Genomic DNA, 22,997 nt, shown 5'->3' on the forward strand with positions numbered 1-22,997 from the left:
CTCGATCTGACGGTGCCGCATAATTGATTGAGCGCATTCATATCGAGGAATTTCAGGAGAGCACCGTGGCACAGAAGGTAAACATCATTCTCATCGATGACATCGACGGCGGAGAAGCCGACGAAACCGTGCGGTTCGGGCTCGACGGCGTGCAGTACGAGATCGACCTCTCCGAGGCGCACGCCGCGGAACTGCGGTCGGCGTTGTCCGGTTACGTCGACAAGGCCCGCCGCGGTGGCCAGTCGAAGCAGCGATCGAACACCTCGAGCGCGTCGTCGTCGCCCTCGCGCAACCAGGAAGCCGCCCGGATCCGGGAGTGGGCGAAGGAGAACGGCTACAACGTGTCCTCCCGCGGCCGCGTGAACAGCGAGATCGTCGAGGCGTACAAGGCCGCCCAGCGCTGACCCACCCCGGGACGACGCCGGGGCGGATGCCCCGGCGTTATCTCGCCTGTGGCGAACACGTGCCCAAAGCACACCCCGGACCCGTAGCATCGAAATACGCGTTAGCTAGGAGTGTGTGTCTGATGTTCGAGAGATTTACAGATCGTGCCCGTCGTGTTGTTGTGCTGGCCCAGGAAGAGGCCCGCATGCTCAACCACAATTACATCGGCACCGAGCACATCCTGCTTGGCCTGATCCATGAGGGTGAGGGTGTCGCCGCCAAGGCGCTGGAGTCGCTCAGCATCTCGCTGGGTGCCGTGCGGGAGCAGGTGCAGGAGATCATCGGCCAGGGCCAGCAGGCCCCGTCCGGTCATATCCCGTTCACCCCCCGCGCCAAGAAGGTCCTGGAGCTCTCCCTGCGGGAAGCCCTCCAGCTCGGCCACAACTACATCGGCACCGAGCACATCCTGCTCGGTCTCATCCGCGAGGGCGAGGGCGTCGCCGCCCAGGTCCTCGTCAAGCTCGGTGCGGACCTCAACCGGGTCCGCCAGCAGGTCATCCAGCTGCTGTCCGGGTACCAGGGCAAGGAGCCCGCTGCCGCGGGCGGCCCCCAGCAGGAGGGAACCCCCGCCGGGTCCGTGGTCCTGGACCAGTTCGGCCGCAACCTGACCCAGGCTGCCCGCGAGTCCAAGCTGGACCCCGTGATTGGGCGCGAGCAGGAGATGGAACGCGTCATGCAGGTCCTCTCCCGCCGTACCAAGAACAACCCCGTGCTGATCGGTGAGCCCGGCGTCGGCAAGACCGCCGTCGTCGAGGGCCTCGCCCAGGCGATCGTGCGCGGCGACGTGCCCGAGACCATCAAGGACAAGCAGCTCTACACGCTCGATCTCGGGTCCCTCGTCGCCGGGTCGCGCTACCGCGGTGACTTCGAGGAACGCCTCAAGAAGGTCCTCAAGGAGATCCGCACCCGCGGTGACATCATCCTGTTCATCGACGAGATCCACACCCTCGTCGGGGCAGGTGCCGCCGAGGGTGCCATCGACGCCGCATCGATCCTGAAGCCCATGCTCGCGCGTGGGGAACTGCAGACGATCGGCGCGACCACCCTGGACGAGTACCGCAAGCACATCGAGAAGGACGCAGCCCTCGAGCGCCGCTTCCAGCCCATCCAGGTCGCCGAGCCCTCCGTGGCGCACGCGATCGAGATCCTCAAGGGCCTGCGTGACCGCTACGAGGCGCACCACCGCGTGTCGATCACCGACGGCGCGCTGGCCAGCGCGGCGACGCTGGCCGAGCGGTACATCTCGGACCGGTTCCTGCCGGACAAGGCGATCGACCTCATCGACGAGGCGGGCGCGCGCCTGCGCATCCGCCGGATGACCGCGCCGCCCGAGCTCAAGGAGATCGACGAGCGCATCGCGAACGTCAAGCGCGAGAAGGAATCGGCCATCGATTCCCAGGACTTCGAGGGCGCTGCGGCGCTGCGCGACAAGGAGCAGAAGCTCCACGACGAGCGCAGCGACAAGGAGCGCCGCTGGAAGTCGGGTGGACTGGACGACATCGCCGAGGTGGATGAGGAACTCATCGCCGAGGTGCTCGCCAACTCCACCGGGATCCCCGTGTTCAAGCTGACCGAGGCCGAGTCCTCGCGACTACTCAACATGGAGGCCGAGCTGCACAAGCGGGTCATCGGGCAGAACGAGGCCATCAAGGCCATCTCCCAGGCCATCCGCCGCACGCGGGCCGGCCTCAAGGACCCGAAGCGTCCGGGCGGTTCCTTCATCTTCGCCGGTCCCACCGGTGTGGGTAAGACGGAGCTCGCCAAGGCCCTCGCCGAGTTCCTCTTCGGTGAGGAGGACGCCCTCATCACGCTGGACATGTCCGAGTACTCCGAGAAGCACACCGTCTCGCGGCTCTTCGGTGCCCCCCCGGGCTACGTGGGCTACGAGGAGGGCGGACAGCTGACCGAGAAGGTCCGCCGCAAGCCGTTCTCCGTGGTGCTCTTCGACGAGGTGGAGAAGGCACACGCCGATCTCTTCAACTCGCTCCTGCAGATCCTCGAGGACGGCCGCCTGACGGACAGCCAGGGCCGCATGGTGGACTTCAAGAACACCGTGATCATCATGACCACCAACCTCGGTACGCGGGACATCTCGAAGGGCGTCATGACGGGCTTCCAGTCCGGCACCGACACCAGCACGAGCTATAACCGGATGAAGGCCAAGGTGCAGGAGGAGCTCAAGCAGCACTTCCGCCCGGAGTTCCTCAACCGTGTGGACGACACCGTGGTGTTCCCGCAGCTCACGCAGGACGAGATCGTCCAGATCGTGGACCTGTTCCTCGAGCGCCTGAGTGGCCGCATGGCCGACAAGGGCATGACGATCGACCTCACGCCCGCAGCCAAGGTGCTTCTCGCGACCCGCGGCTACGACCCGGCGATGGGTGCGCGGCCGCTGCGCCGCACCATCCAGCGCGAGATCGAGGACCAGCTCTCCGAGAAGATCCTCTTCGGCGAGATCAAGTCGGGCGAGCGGATCGACATCGACGTGGAGGGCGAGGGTGTGGACGCGCGCTTCACCTTCGTCGGACACGGCGCCCCGAAGGAGATCGAGGACGCCCCGGCCGCCATCGAGGCGACCGTCCCCGAGTAGCCTCGCCGCTCCGACGGCAGCATCCGAACCCGCCCTGGGCTCCCAGGGCGGGTTCGCTGTTCTCCGGCACCTTCGCCGGTTGGGTGCCCATGGCAACGGATTCGTCCCTGAGTGAACGCCTGTGACCTCGACCACAGGCCGGTGGTAGAGATGAGACATGACCACCCCCTTCTCATCCCTCGACGACTTCGTCGCCCTGCCCCGCCAGAGCGGGCTCGTCCTCAACCGGGAGGGCACGCGGCTCGTGACCTCCCTGGCCACCCTCGATCCGAAGAAGACCGCGTACCAGACGGCGCTCTGGGAGATCGACCCGGCCGGTAAGCAGCCGGCCCGGCGGCTCACGCGCAGCTCCGCCGGCGAGTCCGGCGCGGCGTTCCACGCCAGCGGCGACCTGCTGTTCACCTCGTCGCGGCCGGACCCGGACGACGCCGACGGCGAGAAGCGACCGGCTCTCTGGCGCCTCCCGGCCACAGGCGGTGAGGCCTCCCTCGTGCTGACCCGCGCGGGCGGGGTGGCCGGGGTGGCGGCGGCGGAGGCGGCCGACGTCGTCGTCGTGACGGGCGATGCGCTCGCCGGGTCCGCGAACGAGGAGGACGACGCCGAGCGCCGGAAGGCCCGCAAGGAGGCCGGCGTCGCCGCCATCCTGCATTCCGGGTATCCCGTCCGCTACTGGGACGCCGATCTTGGCCCCGGCGAGCCGCGCTACTTCGGGCTCAGGGACCTCGACGGCGAGGGGTCGCTGGACGACCTCGTCCCGTCCGCCCGGGGAGGCCTCAGGGACGCCCATCCGGTGCTCGCGCCCGACGGAACCGCACTGTTCTCCTCCCTCACCCTGCCGGAGGAGCGCGGGTCCCAGCGTGCGGTGCTCGTCCGGGTGGACGTCTCCACCAAGGAACTCACCGTGCTCCTCGACGACCGGGGGAACGACTACTCCCCGGGGCCCGTCAGCCCCGACGGACGCTTCCTCGTCGTCGTCAGGGACCGGCGTACGACCGCCGAGCTCGCACCGCGGACCAGCCTGCTGCTGCTCCCGCTGGACGGCGGAGAGCCCGTGGCGCTGGCGGAGGACTGGGACCGCTGGCCGTCGCCCGCCGCCTGGCTGCCCGATGGGTCGGCCCTCCTGGTGACGGCCGACGACGACGGCGCGGCCCCGGTCTTTCTCATCGACGTCGCCTCAGGGGCCGTGCGCCGGGTGACGGAGGACGCCGCCGCCTACACGGACGTCCGCGTGTCCCCCGACGGCGCCACCGTCTACGCGCTGCGCAGCTCCTACCTGTTCCCGGCGGAGGCGGTCCGCATCGACCTCGCGACCGGCCGGACGGAGCGCCTGCTCAACCCGACGGAGCGCCCCGCGGTGCCCGGTTCCCTCGAGCGCATCGAGTCCGTCGGCGAGGACGGCCAGCCCGTCAGGTCCTGGCTCGTGCTCCCGGAGGGGGCCTCCGCCGATCGTCCTGCCCCGGCCCTGCTGTGGATCCACGGTGGGCCGATCGGTTCGTGGAACGCCTGGACCTGGCGCTGGTCGCCGTGGATCATGGCGGCCCGCGGCTACGCCGTCCTGCTGCCCGATCCGGCGCTCTCCACGGGGTACGGCCAGCACATGGTCGACCGCGGGTGGGGGCAGTGGGGACGCGCGCCCTATACGGACCTGATGGCCGCCACGGACACGCTCGTGGCGCGTCAGGACATCGATCCGACGCGGGTCGCCGCGATGGGTGGCAGCTTCGGTGGCTACATGGCGAACTGGGTGGCCGGACACACCGACCGCTTCGCGGCGATCATCACCCATGCGAGCCTCTGGGCGCTCGACCAGTTCGGTCCCACCACCGACGCCGCCTTCTACTGGGAGCGGGAGATGACGCCCGAGGCCAGGGAGGAGAACTCCCCGCACCACCACGTCGCGGAGATCGCAACGCCGATGCTCGTCATCCACGGGGACAAGGACTACCGCGTGCCCATCGGAGAGGGACTCCGGCTCTGGTACGAGCTGCTGTCGCAGTCGAAGCTCGCGGCCGGCGAGGGTGGCGAGACGCCCCACCGCTTCCTCTACTTCCCCGATGAGAACCACTGGATCCTGAAACCCCAGCATGCCCGGATCTGGTACGGGGTCGTCGAGTCGTTCCTCGCTGCCCATCTCCTGGGGGAGGAGCGCGAACTACCGCTCGAGCTCGGACTGTAGGCCCGCGGGGTCGGGACGCTCCACCGGCTCTCCCGGCCCCGGCAGGAGGCGGAAATCATGAACCGCGACCTCTGGACAACTTTTCTACAGACCGTAGAATATATGCAAGCTCCGAGTGGAACGGGCTCCTTTCCGGTTCACCGGGGTGCAGGGTTCGACGCTTTCATCCCGTCCGAAGGAGCACGTCCATGATTCCTGACGCCCTCACGCAGGGCCAATTCGATACGGTCTACAACTTCCTGTCGCTCGTCATCGCAGCCCAGTTGTTCACCGCACTCTTCCTGATCCTCGCTCTCCAGCGGGTGCTGCCCCGGTACCGGCAGGCACTGATCATCGCGGCCGTGGTCTGTGGGATCGCGGCGTACCACTACTTCCGCATCTTCGACTCGTTCAGGGACGCCTTCGTCACCGACGCCGTCGGTGGCCGTGGCACCTATGTCTAGGCGCCCGGGGCCTCCTTCAACGAGGGGTACCGCTACGTCGACTGGCTGCTGACGGTCCCGCTCCTGCTGGTGGAACTCATCGCCGTGCTGGCCCTGGCGGCCGCGGTGCAGAGGACGTTGCTGTGGAAGCTGATTCCCGCCGCGACCCTGATGATCCTCCTCGGGTACCCCGGGGAGATCAGCACGACCGACGGTGCCCGGGTGCTGTGGGGCGTGCTCTCGACCATCCCGTTCCTGTACATCCTGTACGTGCTGTTCGTCGAGCTGACGAAATCCCTCGACCGGCAGCCCGCCGGCGTCAAGGCCCTGATCAGCCAGCTGCGGGTCCTGCTCCTGGTCAGCTGGCTCGTCTACCCGGTGGCCTACGCCCTGCCGTTGCTGGGCATCTCCGGCGCGGACTCCTGGGTGCTCAAGCAAGCCGGTTACTCGCTCGCGGACATCGCGGCCAAGGCGGTCTACGCACTGATCATCTACCGCCTGGCGAAGCTGAAGTCCTACGCGGACGACCCTTCGTTCGCCGCGATCGAACGGGGCTTCGACGACGACGACGACCTGCAGCCCGGGCGCCGCAGCGCTGCAGCGCAGCCGGCGCGGTCGCAGCGTCGCGAGGCGGACGAAGTGGCCTGACCGCACGACCGGACCGCCTGACCGCGGGACCGCAGCAGGCCCGACCGGGAGATCCCGGTCGGGCCTGCTGCGTGGTGGGGCTCAGTAGAGTGGGGTGAATGACCGAGCCCTTCACCATCCGCCCCGCCCGCACCTCGGACGTCCCCGCCATCAAGGCCCTCGTCGAGCCGCTCGCCGAGGAGCGCATCCTCATGGCCAAGGAGACGGTGGCGTACTACGAGGGCCTGCCAGAGTTCCGGATCGCGGAGGCCGACGGGGGCGAGGTGCTCGGATGCGGAGCGCTGCACGTGATGTGGGAGGACCTGGCGGAGGTGCGCACGCTCGTGACCTCGCCCGCCGCCCGGGGGCGCGGCGTGGGACACGCCCTGGTGGAGCAGCTCCTGGAGGAGGCCCGGGCCTTCGGTGTCAGCAGGGTCTTCTGCCTGACGTTCGAGGTCGGTTTCTTCCGCCGTCACGGGTTCGAGGTCATGGCCGACCAGTCCGCCGTCGACCCGCGCGTCTACTCCGAGCTCCTCCGGTCGCACGACGAGGGCGTCGCCGAGTTCCTCGACCTCGCACGGGTCAAGCCGAACACCCTCGGCAACACCCGCATGATCCGGACGCTGTGACCCGCCGGTGGCCGCGCTGGCCTTATCCGCGTGCACGGGGATAAGGTAAGACAGCTTAGCGTTCCTCAGGAATGACAGGCAGGCCGCCGGAACCGGTGGCCGTACACCGAGTTGAAGGAGGTCCGAACTATGGGACTGGATGACAAGATCGGGAACAAGGGCGAAGACCTCGGCGGCAAGGCCAAGGAAGGCCTGGGCAAGGCGACCGGCAACGAGAGCATGGAAGCCGAGGGCCACAAGGACCAGGCCAGCTCGAGCCTCAAGGACGCCGGCGAGAACGTCAAGGACGCCTTCAAGCGCGACTGATGCATTGCGGACCGCCCTCCAGGGGCGGTCCGGCCACCTGAGGGAGGGCGCCCGTGAGGGCACCTCCCTCAGGCGTTCAACGGGTGGGAACGGGCGATGCCGACCTATAGGCACGGGCAGCAACGGGCGGTAACGTTCACAGTGGCCAGGGTGGTCCAGGTGAGGCGGGCTGCAGGCTGTCAAAGTGTCCGTTCGCAGTCAAGGAGCAGCGTCATGAAGAAGCTCATCAATGACCCCAAGGCCGTGGTCAACGAGTCGGTCGAAGGATTCGGCATCGCGCACGCCGACCTCGTGACCGTCCATCCCGAGCCCCTGTTCATCACCCGCAAGGACGCCCCCGTCCAGGGCAAGGTCGGCCTGGTCTCCGGGGGCGGCAGTGGACACGAACCGCTCCACGCAGGGTTCGTGGGGCGCGGCATGCTCGATGCCGCCGTCCCGGGGGCCGTCTTCACCTCTCCCACCCCGGACCAGATCATCCCGGCGACCACGGCGGTCAACGGTGGTGCGGGCGTCCTGCACATCGTGAAGAACTACACCGGGGACGTCCTCAACTTCGAGACAGCTGCGGAGATGGCCGAAGCGGAAGGCGTCACCGTCCGCTCCGTCCTCGTGAACGACGACGTCGCCGTCGAGGACTCGCTGTACACGGCGGGCCGGCGCGGCGTCGGGGGGACTGTCCTGGTGGAGCGGATCGCCGGGGCAGCAGCCGAGCGCGGTGACGATCTCGACGGTGTGACCGCCGTCGCGCAGCGCGTCATCGACAACGTCCGCTCCATGGGTGTGGCCCTCGCGGCCTGCACCGTACCCCACGCGGGGGTACCGAGCTTCGACCTCTCCGACGAGGAGATCGAGATCGGGGTCGGCATCCACGGGGAACCCGGCCGGCACCGGATCGCGATGGAGAACGCCGACGGCATCACGCAGCGGCTCCTGGATCCGATCCTCGCGGACCTGGGACTGGCGTCCGGCGACCGCACGATCGTGATGGTGAACGGCATGGGCGGGACGCCCGCGAGTGAGCTGTACATCGTGTTCCGGAAGGTCGCCCAGCTGCTCGAGGGGCTCGGCGTGAGCATCGATCGCTCCCTCGTCGGCAACTACATCACGGCGCTCGAGATGCAGGGGGCGTCGCTGACGATCCTGCGGGCGGACGACGAGATGCTCGACCTCTGGGACTCGCCCGTGCACACCGCCGCACTGCGCTGGGGGGTGTGAGGATGACGCAACCCCTGGACACCCGGTGGGCCGTCCTCTGGATCCACGAGGCGGCCCGTGTCGTCGCCGAGAACCGCACGCGCCTGATGGAACTCGACAGGGCCATCGGGGACGCCGATCACGGCGAGAACATGGACCGGGGCTTCAGCGCCGCCGTCGCGAAGCTCGATGCGGGGGAGGTGCCCGCCACGCCTGCGGCAGTGCTCAAACAGGTCGCCATGACGCTGATGTCCACCGTCGGCGGAGCCGCCGGGCCCCTGTACGGGACGGCGTTCCTGCGGGCCGCGACCGCCCTGGGGGATGCGGAGGAGATCGACGCCGCGGCGGCCGCGGGCATGATCAGGGCCGCGCGCGACGGCATCGTCGCGCGCGGAAAGGCGGAGGTCGGGGACAAGACCATGGTCGACGCCTGGACGCCCGCCACCGACTCGGCCGCGACCGCGGCGCAGGCCGGGGCGGCCCCGGCCGAGGTCCTCGCGGCAGCGGCCGCCGCCGCGCGCACCGGAGCTGTCGCGACGGAACCGCTGGTCGCCCGGAAGGGCAGGGCCAGCTACCTCGGCGAACGCAGTGCCGGGCACCGGGATCCGGGCGCGGAGTCGACGGCCCTGATCCTGCAGGTCGCCGCGGAGACCGCCGGTGGGCAGGTGGCATGAGCGTCGGTCTTGTCATCGTGTCGCACAGCGAGAAGATCGCGGAGGGGGTCGTCGAACTCGCCGCACAGATGGCGCCCGACGTCGTCCTCGCCCCCGCCGGGGGAACCGGCGACGGCACCGGGCCCGCCCGGATCGGCACGAGCTCCGAGCGGGTGCAGGCAGCGATCGCGCAGGCGGACGGCGGCGACGGCGTCGTCATCCTCACCGATCTCGGGTCCGCCGTCATGACGGCGGAGATGGTGCTCGAGTTCCTCGACCCCGAGGTGCGTGAACGGGTCCGCCTCGCCGAGGCGGCCCTCGTGGAGGGGGCCGTCGCCGCCGCGGTGCAGGCACAGGGCGGGTCCCCGCTGGACGAGGTCGTGCGGGCAGCCGAGGGCGCCGTCGTCTCCCTCCGGCCCGAGGAGCTCGAACCTTTCGTGACTCACGCCGCCGCGGCGCCGGGTGCCGGTTCGCCCTCCCCGGCCGCTCCCGACCCGGAAACGACGACGGAAGGGGAGTCCGGGCCGACGGCCCGCGGCTCGTGGACGCTCCCGAACCAGATGGGCCTGCATGCCCGCCCGGCCGCCGTCCTCGCCACCGGGCTCGCGGACCTCGACGCGGAAGTCACGGTCAACGGCGTCGACGGCAAGTCGGTCATGCTCCTGATGAGCCTCGGTCTCGGCCAGGGCCGGACGATCACGGTCGAGGCCGCCGGTCCCGAGGCGCAGGAAGCAGTGGACCTCGTCGGCCGGGAGGTCGAGGCGGGTTTCGGCGAGCCAGCCTGAGCGGATCCTGCTAACCGGGGCCTCGCGCCCGCGGTGAGGGCCGCTCAGCCCGGCAGCCGGATCCCTTCGCCCAGCTCCTCCGCAAGCCCGTCGGCGAGCAGGCCCGCGAGGGCGCGTTCGAGCTGCTCGGCCGGGGCCCGCAGGCCGTGCAGGGTGGCCAGGGGGCCCGGCAGGACGACCGCTGTGCCGGAGCCGTCGGGCGACGCCACGGTGAGGTCGACGGGCGCGTCCAGCAGGAGGGACCGCGGGACTGGGTCTTCGCTGCACCTCAGCACGGCGACGATGGCGCCGCGCACCTGCCGGTCCGTCCCGGCCCAGGCCTGGCCCTTGGGGACGTAGTCCGGGGCGGGCCGCCCGGCCGCCACCCAGGCGCAGGCGTCCAGCACGGGACAGGCATGGCACTGCGGGGCCCGGGCCGTGCAGACGACGGCCCCGAGCTCCATGACGGCTGCGTTCCACCGGACGGAGAGCGCCTCATCGAGCGGCAGGAGGTCTGCGGCGCGCTTCGTCTCGGCGGCCGTCAGCGCCGGTGCAGGGAGCGCGCTGCCGCCGAAGAGGCGCGCGTGGACCCGACGGATGTTCGTGTCGACGACGGTCTCGCGCCGGCCGAACGCGAAGGCGGCCACCGCGGCTGCGGTGTAGGTGCCCACCCCGGGCAGGGCCAGGAGCTCCTCGTAGGTCGAGGGGACCGCGCCGCCGTGGCGCTCGACGACGGCCGTGGCCGCCGCGTGGAGGCGCAGGGCGCGCCGGGGGTAGCCGAGGCGCCCCCAATGCCGGACGGCGCTGCCGGGAGGTTCCACGGCGAGGTCCGCGGGGGACGGCCAGCGGTCGAGCCACTCGTGCCAGACCGGGAGGACCCGGACCACGGGAGTCTGCTGCAGCATCACCTCGCTGACGAGGATGCCCCACGGGGAGCAGCGGGCGTCACGCCACGGCAGGTCACGTGCCGATCCGGTGAACCAGTCGGTCACCCGGCCGTGCAGTTCGGGCAGGGTAAGCGCTGCCGGGCCGACCGTGTCCGTCGGTCGCAGTGGACCGGCCGTCGCCGCGGTACGGGGGTTCATGGGTGCTCCTGGGTCTCGTCGTCACTACTCTATCCACCGGCGTGGTGCCCGGAGGAACGCCGAACCCCCTAGCCTTGATGGATGGCATCAACGGCTCACGGCACCGGCGGACCGACAGGCGGCGGACGGCGGCCCAGCTCCACCGTGTACCGGCGGCGCCGCCTCGCGGTGACCATCCTGGTGCTCGTCGTCATGGCAATGCTGGCCGTCGGGGCTGCTGCCGTGGCGGGGCTGTTCGGGCGGCAGGGCACCGCGGGTGAGCCGTCGCCGGCCGGACCGGCGTCGCCGACGGCCCCCACCGATCCAGCGAGCCGGACGCCGTCGACCGCCGACGCGACTCCGTCCCCGGCCGCCTCGTCCGCCACTGCCACCGCAGGCGCGAGCCCGTCGTCGGACCGATGTGATCCCGGTGCCGTGGTGGTCGTGGCCGAGACCGACGAGCGCACCTACTCCCCGGGGCAGACCCCCGTCCTGTCCCTGGTCATCCGCAACGGGGGGACCACCGCGTGCACCGTCAACGTGGGTACCTCGCAGATGGAGTTCGTCCTCACCCGGGGCGCCGAGCGCGTGTTCTCCTCGGCCGACTGCCAGGAGTCCGCGGAGGATCTCGACCACGTCATCGGGCCGGGCGATGAGGAGCGGGCGACGTTCGAGTGGGCGCGCAACCGCACGGTGCCCGGGTGCACCGTCGTGGAGGAGGAGCCTGCGGAGGGCACCTACACCCTGACCACGCGGCTGGGTGCGACGAGCAGCGCCCCGGTGACGTTCGTGCTGCAGTAGGCCGCGTCGGCGTCCTCCGTGCGGCCCTAGATGAAGCGGTCGAGGAGGCTCGTCTCGGCAATGCGCGACAAACCCTCGCGGACCGTCCTGGCGCGCTGCTCGCCGATGCCGTCGACCGCCATGAGGTCCTCGATGTTGGCGGCCATGAGGTTCTGCAGTCCGTCGAAATGCTCGACCAGCCGGTTCGCCACCGCGGGCGGCATGGCCTTGATGCCGGAGAGCAGCCGGTAGCCCTTGGGCTGGATGACCGCCTCCAGCGAGTCCAGTGACGGGTTGAAGCCGAGCACGCTGGCGATGGTCCCCAGGTCGATGAGGTCCGTCGAACTGAAGCCCTGGAGCGTCGCCACGCGCTCGTCGACCGGCGCCGTGCTGCTGCCGAGGTCCATGTAGTCGCGCAGCACCATCTCGCTGCCGGGACCGAGGCCCGTGGTGAGCTCCTCCACCTGCAGGGAGAGCAGGCGACCGTCCACGCCGAGTTCCAGCACGTACTGCGAGATCTCCTCGGAGATCCTGCGCACCATCTCCTGGCGCTGCAGGGTGACGGCGACGTCACGCACCGTGACCATCGCCTCGATCTCGAGGGCCGACAGGGAGTTGGTGACCTGGTCCAGCCGTGCGCGGTACCGCTCGAGGGTGGCCAGCGCCTGGTTGGCGCGGGCGAGCACGGGCTCGGACCCCTCGAGGACGTGGCGGAGGCCGTCGATGTACAGGGCGATGATCTGCATGGACTGGCTGACGCTGATCACGGGGAGGCCGGTCTGCTTCGCGACCCGCTCGGCGGTGCGGTGGCGCGTCCCGGATTCCTGCGTCTCGATGGTGTGGTCGGGGACCAGCTGCACCGCGGCGCGGAGGATCTTGCCGGCGTCCTTGTCGCAGACGATCGCGCCGTCCATCTTCGCCAGTTCGCGCAGGCGGGTGGGGGAGAACTCGATCCCGATGTCGAACCCGCCGGAACAGATCGAATCCACCGTGCGGTCGAAGCCGAGGACGATCAGCGCGCCGGTGCGCCCCCTCAGGATCCGCTCGAGACCGTCGCGTAGGTGCGTGCCCGGGGCGACTCTGGCGAGGGTGGCTTTGAGCGCGTCCTCCGGACTACGAACCATGGCCTATCCTTTCACCGCCCGCGCTCCTGAAGGCCCGGCGCAGTCGGGCGGCCTCCGTCGAACGTCGGACGGCATGCAGCGGCTCCCGACGGAACGCCAGGGCCGGATCCCATACTACTGGCGTACGGAATCCTCCGTCGCCCTCGTCCGTTGCAGAGACGTAACACAGTTCCCGTCCCGTGACGGGTGGGGCGACGTCGTCAGAACAGCAGCGCCAGCGCTTCCGCGAGCGTGGAGACCTCCCGCACGGAGAAGCCCTTCGGCACCGGTCCCGCGCCGGCGGGCGAGGCCGGGACGATCGCATGCGTGAAGCCGAGACGCTGCGCTTCCTGGATGCGGCGGCCGATGCCCGGGACCGGGCGCACCTCGCCGGCGAGACCGACTTCCCCGAACGCGACGAGCCGTGCGGCCAGGGGATGGTCCGTCTTCGCGGAGGCGATCGCCAGGGCGACGGCGAGATCGGTGGCGGGCTCCGTCAGCCGGACCCCACCGACCGTCGCCACATAGCTGTCGTCCTTGTGCAGGCTGACCGACGCGCGACTCTGCAGCACGGCCAGCAGCATCGCGACGCGGGAGCTGTCCAGTCCGCTGGTGGCCCGCCGCGGCTGGGAGTTGGGCGACTCGGCGAGCAGGGCCTGGACCTCCGCGAGCAGGGGGCGCCGACCCTCCAGCGTCACGGTGATGCACGTCCCCGACACCGGGTCCTTGGTGCGGGACACGAAGAGGCCACTGGGATCGGCCAGCCCCTCGATGCCGCCGTCCGTCAGGTCGAAGCAGCCCACCTCGTCCGTGGGCCCGTACCGGTTCTTGACCGCGCGCAGGAGCCGCAGGCGCGAGTGGCGCTCGCCCTCGAACTGGCAGACGACATCGACGAGGTGCTCGAGGAGCCTCGGCCCGGCGATGGAACCGTCCTTGGTGACGTGCCCCACGAGCAGCGTGGTCATGCCCCGCGCCTTCGCCGCACCGATGAGCGACGCCGCGACCTCCCGTACCTGCGTGACCCCGCCGGCGCTGCCGTCCACCGCGGCGCTGCTGAGTGTCTGCACGGAGTCGACGACGAGCAGCGCGGGGTCCACCTTCTCGACCTGGCCGAGCGCCTGACCCAGATCCGTCTCCGCGCTGAGGTAAAGGGAGTCGGCGACGGCGTCGATCCGGTCCGCCCGCAGTTTCACCTGGGCGGCGGACTCCTCCCCCGTCACGTAGAGGACGTTCTTGCCGAGTCGTGCGACCCGCGCGGCGACGTCGAGCAGGAGGGTCGACTTGCCGACGCCCGGTTCGCCGGCGAGGAGGATCACGGCGCCGGGCACCAGCCCGCCGCCGAGGACGCGGTCGAGTTCGTCGATCTTCGTGGGCTGGAAGCCGGAGAGCGTCGCGTCGACGTCGGCGATCCGCCGGGCCGGGGTCGTGACCGCCGTGGCGGCCGTGGTGCGCGCGAGGACCTGGCCGGTCTCCTCGACGGTGCCCCACGCCTGGCACTCGCCGCAGCGACCCACCCACTTCGCGGTGGTCCACCCGCATTCCGCGCAGCGGTACCCGGGGGTGTTGTTGCGGCCCGCACGGGCGGCGGGGGAGGTCTTCGTGGCCATGCTTTCAGGCTACCGGCGGCCACCGACAGCCCCGCCACGCCCGTGATCCCCTAGAGCCGCGGGAGGTAGTCGGAGGCGTCCTCGTGCGAGAGGCCCGTGGCGCCGAGCAGATCCACCACGAGCGGCCGGAGGAGGAGCACGAGGCCCTCGCCCTCGAGCCGGCTGATGTGGAGGGTCTTCGGGTGGAGGTCCGTGGCGACGGCGGCCAGCTCGTTGCGTGCCTGCCGCAGGTTCAGGCGCCGCTCGGCCGGATCGCTGACCGACAGGGCGCGGCTCAGCACGTCGACGGCGTCGGCCGTGTCCTCGAGGGACTGGCTGAGGGCCTCGATCGCCTCGTCGGTGAGCGCCGCATGGTTGATGACGGACGTCAGGCGGCGTGAGAATACCCGGCTGTTGCGGATGGCGAGGTCGATCGAGTCGATGGAGTCCCCCAGGGAACCGAGCTCGTCGCGGTGGCGACGGTAGGCGGGGGAGATGCGTGCGACCTCCTGGGCGGCCTTCATGCTGCCCGTGAGGCTGTCCAGCTGGGACTGGCAGTTCCGCGCGCGGATCAGCGCGTGCCACGCCTGCGTGGAGTCGCTCTCCCGAAGGGCCGATGCACCTTCGCGGAGCACGCCGGAGAGTTCGTCCAGGAGCCCGCGCACGTTCGTCTTCGGCTCCCGCCGCGGGTCGCGGGGCAGGAACACGGTGATCACGAGGGCGAACAGGCCACCCACGATCGCGTCGACGCTCCGGGTGAACGGCCCCCCTTCCGGCGCCGGAAGCAGCACCACCAGCAGGGACTGCAGGCCGAGCTGCGTCGTGAAGATCGTCCCGCTGTCCAGGAACCGGGCCAGCAGGATCGAGACGAACAGCACGAGGGCGGCCTGCCACAGGCCGTTGCCGAACAGGGCGAGCAGGAGGTCGCCGACCGCGATCCCGAGGGTGCAGCCGATCGCCACCTCCAGGACGCGCCGCAGGCGTGGATCGCGCGAGAACCCCAGCGAGATCATCGAGGCCGTCGCCGCGAACAGTGGTCCCTCATGACCGAGGACCTGCTCCGCGAAGGCGTAGGCGCCCACCGCGCAGACCGTCATCTGGAGGGCCGTGACCACCGAGTTGGCGCTGCGCTTGAAACCGATTCGGGAGCGCTTGCGCAGGAAGGCCAGCGTGGTGGCTATTCCCTGGCGCGGCGGCATGGACCCAGTCTATGAGGTGCGCCGTCAACCAGGATGCCGCCGCTTCGGCCGTGACACAGCGGCGCGACCGGAGGATGGACCGGCGTTGTTCACCTTCCGTTAATGTTCCTCCGTCAGTCTCTTCACCTGGACTGCCTAGCTTTGATGGAGTACGGGAATGCGTACCCCTCTCGAGCGCCGTCCGCGCATCGATGAATTGATCCCTGGAAGGGGCAAAATCTAGTGAAGGTTCTTCGCTTTGGCCGCGCTGCGGCAGTTATCTCGGTCGCCGCGCTGGCACTGACCGCGTGTGGTTCCGACAACGCCACGGGCGAGGCCCCCGCAGCCGACGGCGGCAACGCCACCGAGGGCGCAGTCAGCGGCACCCTGACCGGTGCAGGCGCCTCCTCGCAGAACGCCGCCATGACCGCCTGGCAGGACGGCTTCGCCTCGGCCAACAGTGGAGCCACCGTTCAGTACTCGCCGGATGGCTCCGGCGCCGGCCGTGAAGCCTTCCTGGCGGAGGCCGTGCAGTTCGCCGGCTCGGATGCCTACCTGAACGACGAGGAGTACGCGGCCACGCAGGAATTCTGCGGCCCCGACGGCGCCCTCAACATCCCCGTTTATGTCTCCCCGATCGTCGTCGCGTTCAACCTCGAGGGCGTGGACTCGCTCGACCTCGACGCGGACACGATCGCATCGATCTTCCGCGGCGAGATCGCCACCTGGGATGACGAGGCCATCGCCTCGACCAACCCGGATGCAGAGCTCCCCAGCACGCCGATCACCGTCGTGCACCGTTCGGACGATTCCGGCACCACCGAGAACTTCACCGACTACCTCGCCGCGGCGGCTCCCGATGTCTGGACCGACGAGGCCGACGGCTCCTGGCCCGCATCGATCGTCGCCGAGAACGCGCAGGGCAACAACGGTGTCGTTTCGACCACCACGAGCACCGATGGCGCCATCACGTACGCCGACGCCTCTGTTGTCGGTGATCTCGGCCAGGTCTCCGTGCAGGTGGGCGATGAATTCGTTCCGTTCAGCGCCGAGGCCGCTGCCGCTGCCGTGGACGTTGCAACTCCGGTCGAGGGCCGTTCCGACCTCGACCTGTCCTTCGATCTCGAGCGCGACACCGAGGAGGCCGGGACTTACCCGATCGTCCTCATCTCCTACCACATCGTCTGCAGCACGTACGAGGACCAGGAGACCGTCGACCTCGTCAAGGCCTTCGAGTCCTATGTGATCAGCGAAGACGGTCAGGCCACTGCTGAGGGATCCGCCGGTAGCTCACCGATCTCGGAGACCATCCGTACGGATGCTCAGGCCGCGATCGATTCGATCACCGTCGCGTCCTAGTTCGTTCCTGGCGCCCCGTGCTGTTCCTCCAGGGGAACAGGACGGGGCGTCGTCCTTCGGGGTTCTACCCCCGGGGCGTGTTCCTGATCCAAGCGCGCAGCGCCCACCATCTGTTCCGAAGGGTTCCCCGTGTCGACCAAGACTCTGGCCAAACGTGAAGTGGGAGGGAAGTCCGGAGACAAGGTGTTCTCAGGGGCCACCCTCACCGCAGGCGTCCTCATCCTGGCGATGCTGTTCGGCGTCGCACTCTTCCTCGTCGTCCAGGCGCTGCCCACATTCGGCGCCGATCCGGCGGACATCTCCGGCGGCGACGGTTTCGCGTCCTACATCTTCCCGATAGTCGTCGGCACGATCATCGCCGCCGCGATCGCCCTGCTGATCGCCACCCCGCTCGGCATCGGCGTCGCGCTCTTCATCTCGCACTACGCGCCGCGGCGCCTCGCCCAGGGCTTCGGCTACCTGGTCGACCTCCTCGCGGCGATCCCGTCCGTGGTCTACGGCGCCTGGGGGTACGCGGTCCTCGCCCCGCAGCTCGCCGTCGGTTACGCGTGGCTGGCGCAGAACCTCGGCTGGCTGCCGATCTTCGAAGGTCCGGCGAGCCAGACGGGGCGCACCATCCTCACAGCCGGGATCGTCCTGGCCGTCATGGTCCTGCCCATCATCACCTCCCTCAGTCGCGAGATCTTCCTGCAGACGCCGACGCTGCACGAGGAGGCTGCGCTGGCCATGGGCGCCACACGGCTCGAGATGATCCGCATGGCTGTCCTTCCCTTCGCCCGCGCGGGTATCGTCAGCGCGGCGATGCTCGGCCTCGGTCGGGCGCTGGGTGAGACCATGGCCGTGGCGCTCGTCCTCTCCGGAGGGGCACTCACGGCGAGCCTCATCCAGTCAGGGAACCAGACCATCGCGGCCGAGATCGCCCTCAACTTCCCCGAAGCCTACGGTCTGAGGCTGAGCGAGCTCATCGCTGCTGGTCTGGTGCTCTTCGTCATCACGCTGGCGGTCAACATCATCGCGCGCTGGATCATCAGCCGCCACAAGGAATTCTCGGGAGCAAACTGATATGAGCAGCTCGACACTCGAGAAGCGGCGCTCGCAGCTGACCAAGGGCAAGATGCCCGGGTACGTCGCCTGGGTGGTGCTCGCTGCGGCCGTCGTCCTCGCCGCAGCAGTCTCCGCCCTCACCGGGTTCAACGTCATCGCGTGGGCGGTCCTGGCCGCGGTGTTCTTCGTCGCCGGCGCCACGATTACCACGATGGCCTTCGAAGGCAGTCGTAGGGCGTCCGACTCACTGATGACGTACCTCGTCTACGGCTGCTTCATCATCGCCTTGCTTCCTCTCCTGTCCGTCATCTGGACCGTTCTCGAACGCGGCCTGCCGGGGTTGTCCTACGACTTCTTCTTCACGTCGATGAACGGCATCACGGGGGCCGTCGACAATGCCTCGGCGGAGACCGGGTCGCCCGTCCTGGGTGGCGCCTACCACGCCATTATCGGGACCCTCCAGATAACGTTCTGGGCGACGCTCATCTCCGTCCCCATCGGACTGATGGCGGCCGTCTACCTGGTGGAGTACGGCACGGGCGGAAGGCTCGATCGTGCTATCACGTTCTTCGTCGATGTCATGACCGGCATCCCGTCGATCGTCGCCGGCCTGTTCGCAGCAGCTTTCTTCGGACTGCTGTTCGGCCCCGGCACGCGGACGGGTTTCGTGGCAGCGGTCGCGCTGTCCGTGCTGATGATCCCGGTAGTGGTCCGCTCCACCGAGGAGATGCTGAAGATCGTCCCGAATGAGCTCAGGGAGGCCTCCTACGCGCTGGGTGTCCGCAAGTGGCGGACGATCGTGAAGGTCGTGGTGCCGACCGCGATCTCAGGCATCGCTTCCGGAGTGACGCTCGCCATCGCCAGGGTCATCGGCGAGACCGCGCCCATCCTCGTCACGGCGGGCTTCGCGAGCGCGATCAACACCAACGTGTTCAGCGGGTGGATGAGCACTCTCCCGACGTTCATCTACTATCAGATCCTCACCCCGACGTCCCCCACCAACATCGATGCCAGCACCCAGCGAGCCTGGGCGGCAGCGTTGATCCTCATCGTGATGGTCATGCTCCTCAATCTGGCCGCCCGTCTCATCGCACGCGCCTTCGCGCCGCAGACCAGCCGGTGACGCCACGCTGCGGCTCCGAGATTCCCTCCCCCACGATCAGCCGCTGACAGCACGCGGTCACTACTGATAAGGAAACAATGTCCAATCGCATCGACGTCAAGGACTTGAACGTCTACTACAGCAAGTTCCTTGCCGTGGAGGACGTCAACATCAACATCGAGGCCCGTTCGGTGACGGCGTTCATCGGTCCCTCGGGCTGCGGCAAGTCCACCTTGCTCCGCACGCTCAACCGCATGCACGAGGTCATTCCCGGTGCTCGCGTCGAAGGTGAGGTGCTGCTCGACGGCGACAACCTGTACGACTCGGCTGTGGACCCGGTGACCGTGCGCGGACGGATCGGTATGGTCTTCCAGCGCCCCAACCCGTTCCCCACGATGTCCATCCGCGACAATGTGCTGGCGGGCGTGAAGCTCAACAACAAGCGCATCAGCAGGTCGGATGCGGACGACCTCACCGAGAAGTCACTGCGTGGTGCCAACCTGTGGAACGAGGTCAAGGACCGCCTGGCCCGTCCAGGGTCAGGCCTCTCCGGCGGGCAGCAGCAGCGTCTGTGCATCGCCCGCGCCATCGCGGTCTCGCCCCAGGTGATCCTGATGGACGAGCCCTGCTCGGCCCTGGACCCCATCTCCACGCTGGCCATCGAGGACCTCATCAACGAGCTCAAGGCCGAGTACACGGTGGTGATCGTGACGCACAACATGCAGCAGGCGGCGCGCGTCTCGGACAAGACCGCGTTCTTCAACATCGCCGGTACGGGTATGCCGGGCAAGCTCATCGAGTACGGCGACACGACGGCGATCTTCAACAACCCGGCGGTGAAGGCCACCGAGGACTACGTCTCCGGCCGCTTCGGATAGGCCATCCTGCATGATGACGGCGGCTTCCGAGGAGGCCGCCGTCGTCGTGTGCTGTGCTTGCGCGCGGCAGGCCGTCGTCCGGCATGAGGGCCGGTTCGGGTGCCCCGGCGGGTCGACCGCCGCGGCGGCTGCCCAGACCCGGGGGGACGCCGCACCGGGTTTGCGCGCCCGCCGCGGCGGCCCACCCCGGGAGGGGCCCGCACTACAGGAGCGGGCTGAGCGCCAGGAAGAAGACAGCCCCCAGGAGTGCAGTGGCCGGGGCCGTCGCGAACCAGACGCCGAGGATCCGGATCACGCGGGGACGCTGGACGGAGGCGAACCGCTGGCTCGCGCCGGAGCCGATGATCGCCGCAGTCATCGTGTGCGTGCTGGACAGCGGCATGTGGAGCGAGATGGCGCCGAAGAACAGCATCGCCGAGCTCACGCCCTGCGCCGTCATGCCGCGGAGCGGATCGATGTGCACGAGGCGGTTGCCGAGGGTGTGGGTGATGCGCCAGCCGCCGAAGAGGGAACCCGCAGCCAGGAGCGCAGCGGCGAAGAGCTGGACCCAGAGGGGCATCTCGGAGCCCGTCGCGTAGCCCGAGCCGACCAGGGCCAGCAGGATGACCGCCATGGTCCGTTGGCCGTCCTGCACCCCGTGCCCCAGGGCGAACGTCCCGGCCAGGACGGACTGCGCCATCCGGTTCCCGCGGTTCACCCTGGCCGGGGAGCCATGGCGGAGCAGCCACGTGGCGGGGAAGACCGCCGCATACGCGAGGAGGTAGGCGGTGATCGGCGACAGCACGAGGGGCACCGCGATCTGCAGCAGAAGGGTTTCGCCCGCGCCGCTCATCGCGGGCCCGTGGGTCAGCTGCGAGGCGCCTCCCGCGCCGAGGATGCCCCCGAGGAGCGCGTGGGTCGACGACGACGGCATGCCGCGGTACCAGGTGAGCACATTCCAGAGGCAGGCGGCGAGCAGGGCCGCCATGAGGATGCCGAGCCCGGACGGTCCCGAGGGGAGGCCGATGGCGGCTTCCGTGAAGAACAGTGCCAGCGCCGTGCTGAGCAGCGCGCCGATGAAGCTGAAGAGGGCCGCGAGCAGGACGGCGACCGTGGGCGTGAGCGCCCGGGTGCGCACGGCGGCGGCCACCGAGTTGGACACGTCGTGGAAGCCGTTGAGGAAAGCGAAGCCGCCCGCGGCGAGGACCACCGCGCCGAGGAGGAGTGGCTCCACCTACGATTCCTTGACGAGGATGCTGCCCACCTGGGTTGCCACCCGCCGGATATCCCTGGTGACGTCGACGAGCTGGTTGGCGACGTCGCGGTGCCGTGCGTAGACGAGCGGCTTGTGGGCGTCGAGAAGTTCCGCGCACCAGCTGCGGTGCGTCCGTTCGGCCCGTCGCGCCAGCCGCAGGATCTCGATCCAGTATTCCTCGAGGTCGTCCATCGAGTTCAGGTGCTGCATGGCGACCGCGGTCAGTTCGGCCTGCCGGTTGATCACCTCGAGCTGGTCGGCAGCACGATGGCTGAGTTTGCTCAGCTTGTACAGGGCGATCAGTTCACCCGCGCCGTCCAGCTTCTCGATGGCCTCGTTGAGCAGGCGGGACAGGGCGTACAGGTCCTCGCGGGGCAGCGGATTGATGAAGGACGTCCGCATGGAGGTCAGGAGGGCGAAGTGCAGGTCCGTCGACGCCGACTCGTGCTGGTGGAGTTCCTCCGACAGGCGGTCGTACTCCTGCGTCGAGGCACCGAGGATGGCGGACATGGTCCCCACGCCGAGCACGAGCTGCCGCGCCATGCGGGACAGGAGTTCGAGCCCAGCGTTCTCCTGCGGGAAGAGGCGTAGTTTCACGGAGTCTTCCTCAGGAGGGCAGGGGGCTGTCAGCATGCCCGAGGGGGCCACGCTGAATGCGGGAGGGCAGAGTAGTGGCGTCGAACCGGGAGCGCCTCTCGGCGGAAGGCCGCTCGAAGCGGCTGAGTGTTGAAGCCCGGGGGTTCCACGGTCCGACGCCGACTTAAGTCTTGCCCTCCCCGGAGCCCCTGTCAACATCGGCTCCCACCGTGGGGTTCAGTCGAGCTCCCCACGCCGCCAGGACACCGCGGCATGCTCGAGGTCCTCGGCCGTCTTGATGAGCTGGTGCGAATTGCGGGTGAGCTTCGAGGCGTGGGGGCCGTTCGCGACCTCGGCGTCGTCGGCATGGTTCGCCTGCCCGAGCGCGACGACGCGGCAGAACGCGGCAAAGCGTTCGAGCGCGACGTCGAAATCCCCCTCGAACGCTCCGGAGAGGATGGTGTCCGCCATCTCGGCCATCTCCGTGGCGCCCGGCGGCTCGGCGACACCGGCCACGACCTTCGAGACCTGCGCGGCTTCCTTGCCCGAGGCGAAGAACGCCGCCATGCGCTCAGGGTTGTGCTGGGTCGCCGCGCGGAGCGCGTACAGGCGCCACAGGGCGCCGGGCAGCGACCGCGGCGGACTCGCGGCCCACATCTCCGCGATCGCGTCCAGTCCCTGTCGGTCGGCGAGTTCCACGAGCCGGCGCGTCACGTCGGGGTCATCGGAGTCGCGCCCGTGGTGGACGAGGGCATGGGCGGCCATGTGCGCTGCCTCCGAGACCCTCGACGGATCGATTCCCCCCGCGAATACCTCGAAGTCCGCGGGGGCGAAGGGCTTCGGCTTGTGGGGCCGCGGGCTGTTGTTCCTGTATTCGCCGTCCATGGAACGAGGATACTCCTGGGCGATTTCAGGCAGGAAGGCGCGAGCGCGGAGCAGTCCTCGGGGCGGGAACGATTGCGATAAAGTAGGCGGGTCGGCGCCCGACGGCGGCATCCACGGATGCGGTGTGCGGGGGCATGGCGCGGGCCCTTAGCTCAGTTGGCTAGAGCAACGGACTTTTAATCCGTGGGTCGTGGGTTCGAGCCCCACAGGGCCCACCATCAGGTGCAGAAGGGTCCCGGCCTGGCCGGGACCCTTCTGTGTGAGCGGACCCCCTGCCCATGAAGCCGCGAGCCCCCTCCCCGATGCGTTCCGGCACGACGCCCCCGGGAAACGGCCCTCCGTTGCCCGCCGCCCATGATCCCGTGGGTCGGGAAGTCCCTGCCGCAATCCGGGATTGACTCGG

The 22,997-nt window shown here is 69.4% G+C and carries 21 protein-coding genes, 1 tRNA gene and 1 pseudogene; 16 read left to right on the plus strand and 7 right to left on the minus strand.

Features of this window, described 5'->3' with window-relative positions; translation table 11 throughout:
* Positions 1-65 precede the first annotated feature (65 nt).
* The 10 genes and pseudogenes from ACX80F_RS06555 to dhaM all read left to right on the plus strand — a co-directional run bounded on the left by ACX80F_RS06555 (position 66) and on the right by dhaM (position 9,826).
* Complete coding sequence (locus tag ACX80F_RS06555; protein WP_459335574.1) at positions 66-404, plus strand: histone-like nucleoid-structuring protein Lsr2; 339 nt, start codon at positions 66-68, stop codon at positions 402-404.
* Positions 405-526: 122 nt separating this feature from the next.
* The gene (locus ACX80F_RS06560; protein WP_459335575.1) at positions 527-3,034 is read left to right on the plus strand and encodes an ATP-dependent Clp protease ATP-binding subunit; all 2,508 of its coding nucleotides are present in this window, start codon (positions 527-529) and stop codon (positions 3,032-3,034) included.
* Positions 3,035-3,191: 157 nt separating this feature from the next.
* On the plus strand, positions 3,192-5,210 hold the full coding sequence (locus ACX80F_RS06565) for a S9 family peptidase (protein ID WP_459335576.1): 2,019 nt from the start codon (positions 3,192-3,194) through the stop codon (positions 5,208-5,210).
* A 188-nt stretch (positions 5,211-5,398) separates the two neighbouring features.
* Positions 5,399-5,653: a hypothetical protein gene (locus ACX80F_RS06570; RefSeq protein ID WP_459335577.1), complete on the plus strand. Its 255-nt coding sequence runs from the start codon at positions 5,399-5,401 to the stop codon at positions 5,651-5,653.
* A 33-nt stretch (positions 5,654-5,686) separates the two neighbouring features.
* Positions 5,687-6,280: pseudogene (locus tag ACX80F_RS06575) on the plus strand (bacteriorhodopsin); the annotation flags it as partial.
* A 98-nt stretch (positions 6,281-6,378) separates the two neighbouring features.
* Positions 6,379-6,888: an amino-acid N-acetyltransferase gene (locus ACX80F_RS06580; protein WP_459335578.1), complete on the plus strand. Its 510-nt coding sequence runs from the start codon at positions 6,379-6,381 to the stop codon at positions 6,886-6,888.
* A gap of 129 nt (positions 6,889-7,017) precedes the next feature.
* Positions 7,018-7,194 carry a CsbD family protein gene (locus tag ACX80F_RS06585; protein WP_459335579.1) on the plus strand — a complete coding sequence of 59 codons (177 nt, stop codon included), beginning with the start codon at positions 7,018-7,020 and terminating at the stop codon, positions 7,192-7,194.
* A gap of 213 nt (positions 7,195-7,407) precedes the next feature.
* The gene (gene dhaK / locus ACX80F_RS06590) at positions 7,408-8,409 is read left to right on the plus strand and encodes a dihydroxyacetone kinase subunit DhaK (protein ID WP_459335580.1); all 1,002 of its coding nucleotides are present in this window, start codon (positions 7,408-7,410) and stop codon (positions 8,407-8,409) included.
* Positions 8,410-8,411: 2 nt separating this feature from the next.
* Positions 8,412-9,062 (plus strand): dihydroxyacetone kinase subunit DhaL, encoded by a 651-nt coding sequence (gene dhaL, locus ACX80F_RS06595; protein ID WP_459335581.1) that lies wholly within the window; start codon positions 8,412-8,414, stop codon positions 9,060-9,062.
* Positions 9,059-9,826 (plus strand): dihydroxyacetone kinase phosphoryl donor subunit DhaM, encoded by a 768-nt coding sequence (dhaM, locus tag ACX80F_RS06600; RefSeq protein ID WP_459335582.1) that lies wholly within the window; start codon positions 9,059-9,061, stop codon positions 9,824-9,826. Before dhaL ends, dhaM begins: the two co-directional genes overlap by 4 nt.
* Before the next feature lie 44 nt (positions 9,827-9,870).
* Here dhaM and ACX80F_RS06605 read toward each other — a convergent pair whose 3' ends face one another.
* Entirely contained in the window at positions 9,871-10,890 is a 1,020-nt protein-coding gene (locus tag ACX80F_RS06605) for an HhH-GPD family protein (protein ID WP_459335583.1), read from the minus strand.
* Positions 10,891-10,971: 81 nt separating this feature from the next.
* Here ACX80F_RS06605 and ACX80F_RS06610 point away from each other — a divergent pair, with 81 nt between their 5' ends.
* Complete coding sequence (locus ACX80F_RS06610; RefSeq protein ID WP_459335584.1) at positions 10,972-11,670, plus strand: hypothetical protein; 699 nt, start codon at positions 10,972-10,974, stop codon at positions 11,668-11,670.
* Positions 11,671-11,696: 26 nt separating this feature from the next.
* Here ACX80F_RS06610 and disA read toward each other — a convergent pair whose 3' ends face one another.
* From disA to ACX80F_RS06625, 3 genes are all read right to left on the minus strand, one after another.
* Complete coding sequence (gene disA / locus ACX80F_RS06615) at positions 11,697-12,773, minus strand: DNA integrity scanning diadenylate cyclase DisA (RefSeq protein ID WP_459335585.1); 1,077 nt, start codon at positions 12,771-12,773, stop codon at positions 11,697-11,699.
* Positions 12,774-12,973: 200 nt separating this feature from the next.
* Positions 12,974-14,359: a DNA repair protein RadA gene (gene radA / locus ACX80F_RS06620; protein ID WP_459335586.1), complete on the minus strand. Its 1,386-nt coding sequence runs from the start codon at positions 14,357-14,359 to the stop codon at positions 12,974-12,976.
* Between the two features lie 50 nt (positions 14,360-14,409).
* The gene (locus ACX80F_RS06625) at positions 14,410-15,537 is read right to left on the minus strand and encodes an FUSC family protein (RefSeq protein ID WP_459335587.1); all 1,128 of its coding nucleotides are present in this window, start codon (positions 15,535-15,537) and stop codon (positions 14,410-14,412) included.
* 222 nt (positions 15,538-15,759) lie between these two features.
* Between ACX80F_RS06625 and pstS the strand changes: the two genes are divergently transcribed.
* The 4 genes from pstS (at position 15,760) to pstB (ending at position 19,899) form a co-directional block, all read left to right on the plus strand.
* A complete protein-coding gene (pstS, locus tag ACX80F_RS06630; RefSeq protein WP_459335588.1) occupies positions 15,760-16,875 on the plus strand; it encodes a phosphate ABC transporter substrate-binding protein PstS in 1,116 nt (371 codons plus the stop codon).
* Positions 16,876-17,103: 228 nt separating this feature from the next.
* Positions 17,104-17,937 (plus strand): phosphate ABC transporter permease subunit PstC, encoded by an 834-nt coding sequence (pstC, locus tag ACX80F_RS06635; protein WP_459335663.1) that lies wholly within the window; start codon positions 17,104-17,106, stop codon positions 17,935-17,937.
* Between the two features lies 1 nt (position 17,938).
* Complete coding sequence (gene pstA, locus ACX80F_RS06640) at positions 17,939-19,042, plus strand: phosphate ABC transporter permease PstA (protein WP_459335589.1); 1,104 nt, start codon at positions 17,939-17,941, stop codon at positions 19,040-19,042.
* 77 nt (positions 19,043-19,119) lie between these two features.
* Positions 19,120-19,899: a phosphate ABC transporter ATP-binding protein PstB gene (pstB, locus tag ACX80F_RS06645; RefSeq protein ID WP_459335590.1), complete on the plus strand. Its 780-nt coding sequence runs from the start codon at positions 19,120-19,122 to the stop codon at positions 19,897-19,899.
* A 202-nt stretch (positions 19,900-20,101) separates the two neighbouring features.
* On the opposite strand, the gene ACX80F_RS06650 is transcribed toward pstB, so the two are convergent.
* From ACX80F_RS06650 to ACX80F_RS06660, 3 genes are all read right to left on the minus strand, one after another.
* The gene (locus ACX80F_RS06650; protein ID WP_459335591.1) at positions 20,102-21,112 is read right to left on the minus strand and encodes an inorganic phosphate transporter; all 1,011 of its coding nucleotides are present in this window, start codon (positions 21,110-21,112) and stop codon (positions 20,102-20,104) included.
* Positions 21,113-21,730 (minus strand): DUF47 domain-containing protein, encoded by a 618-nt coding sequence (locus ACX80F_RS06655; RefSeq protein ID WP_459335592.1) that lies wholly within the window; start codon positions 21,728-21,730, stop codon positions 21,113-21,115. It abuts the gene before it with no gap.
* 216 nt (positions 21,731-21,946) lie between these two features.
* Positions 21,947-22,594 carry a hypothetical protein gene (locus ACX80F_RS06660; protein WP_459335593.1) on the minus strand — a complete coding sequence of 216 codons (648 nt, stop codon included), beginning with the start codon at positions 22,592-22,594 and terminating at the stop codon, positions 21,947-21,949.
* Between the two features lie 141 nt (positions 22,595-22,735).
* Here ACX80F_RS06660 and ACX80F_RS06665 point away from each other — a divergent pair.
* Positions 22,736-22,812: transfer RNA gene (locus tag ACX80F_RS06665), tRNA-Lys, on the plus strand.
* The last annotated feature ends 185 nt before the right edge of the window (positions 22,813-22,997 follow it).

It is taken from the genome of Arthrobacter sp. TMS2-4, assembly GCF_054511075.1.

Excerpts from the sequence above, each read along its gene's own strand:
- ACX80F_RS06560 (WP_459335575.1), top strand. The coding sequence starts at position 527 with ATGTTCGAGAGATTTACAGATCGTGCCCGTCGTGTTGTTGTGCTGGCC.
- ACX80F_RS06565 (WP_459335576.1), top strand. The coding sequence starts at position 3,192 with ATGACCACCCCCTTCTCATCCCTCGACGACTTCGTCGCCCTGCCCCGC.
- ACX80F_RS06570 (WP_459335577.1), top strand. The coding sequence starts at position 5,399 with ATGATTCCTGACGCCCTCACGCAGGGCCAATTCGATACGGTCTACAAC.
- ACX80F_RS06580 (WP_459335578.1), top strand. The coding sequence starts at position 6,379 with ATGACCGAGCCCTTCACCATCCGCCCCGCCCGCACCTCGGACGTCCCC.
- ACX80F_RS06585 (WP_459335579.1), top strand. The coding sequence starts at position 7,018 with ATGGGACTGGATGACAAGATCGGGAACAAGGGCGAAGACCTCGGCGGC.
- dhaK (WP_459335580.1), top strand. The coding sequence starts at position 7,408 with ATGAAGAAGCTCATCAATGACCCCAAGGCCGTGGTCAACGAGTCGGTC.
- dhaL (WP_459335581.1), top strand. The coding sequence starts at position 8,412 with ATGACGCAACCCCTGGACACCCGGTGGGCCGTCCTCTGGATCCACGAG.
- dhaM (WP_459335582.1), top strand. The coding sequence starts at position 9,059 with ATGAGCGTCGGTCTTGTCATCGTGTCGCACAGCGAGAAGATCGCGGAG.
- ACX80F_RS06605 (WP_459335583.1), bottom strand. The coding sequence starts at position 10,890 with ATGAACCCCCGTACCGCGGCGACGGCCGGTCCACTGCGACCGACGGAC.
- ACX80F_RS06610 (WP_459335584.1), top strand. The coding sequence starts at position 10,972 with ATGGCATCAACGGCTCACGGCACCGGCGGACCGACAGGCGGCGGACGG.
- disA (WP_459335585.1), bottom strand. The coding sequence starts at position 12,773 with ATGGTTCGTAGTCCGGAGGACGCGCTCAAAGCCACCCTCGCCAGAGTC.
- radA (WP_459335586.1), bottom strand. The coding sequence starts at position 14,359 with ATGGCCACGAAGACCTCCCCCGCCGCCCGTGCGGGCCGCAACAACACC.
- ACX80F_RS06625 (WP_459335587.1), bottom strand. The coding sequence starts at position 15,537 with ATGCCGCCGCGCCAGGGAATAGCCACCACGCTGGCCTTCCTGCGCAAG.
- pstC (WP_459335663.1), top strand. The coding sequence starts at position 17,104 with ATGCTGTTCGGCGTCGCACTCTTCCTCGTCGTCCAGGCGCTGCCCACA.
- pstA (WP_459335589.1), top strand. The coding sequence starts at position 17,939 with ATGAGCAGCTCGACACTCGAGAAGCGGCGCTCGCAGCTGACCAAGGGC.
- pstB (WP_459335590.1), top strand. The coding sequence starts at position 19,120 with ATGTCCAATCGCATCGACGTCAAGGACTTGAACGTCTACTACAGCAAG.
- ACX80F_RS06660 (WP_459335593.1), bottom strand. The coding sequence starts at position 22,594 with ATGGACGGCGAATACAGGAACAACAGCCCGCGGCCCCACAAGCCGAAG.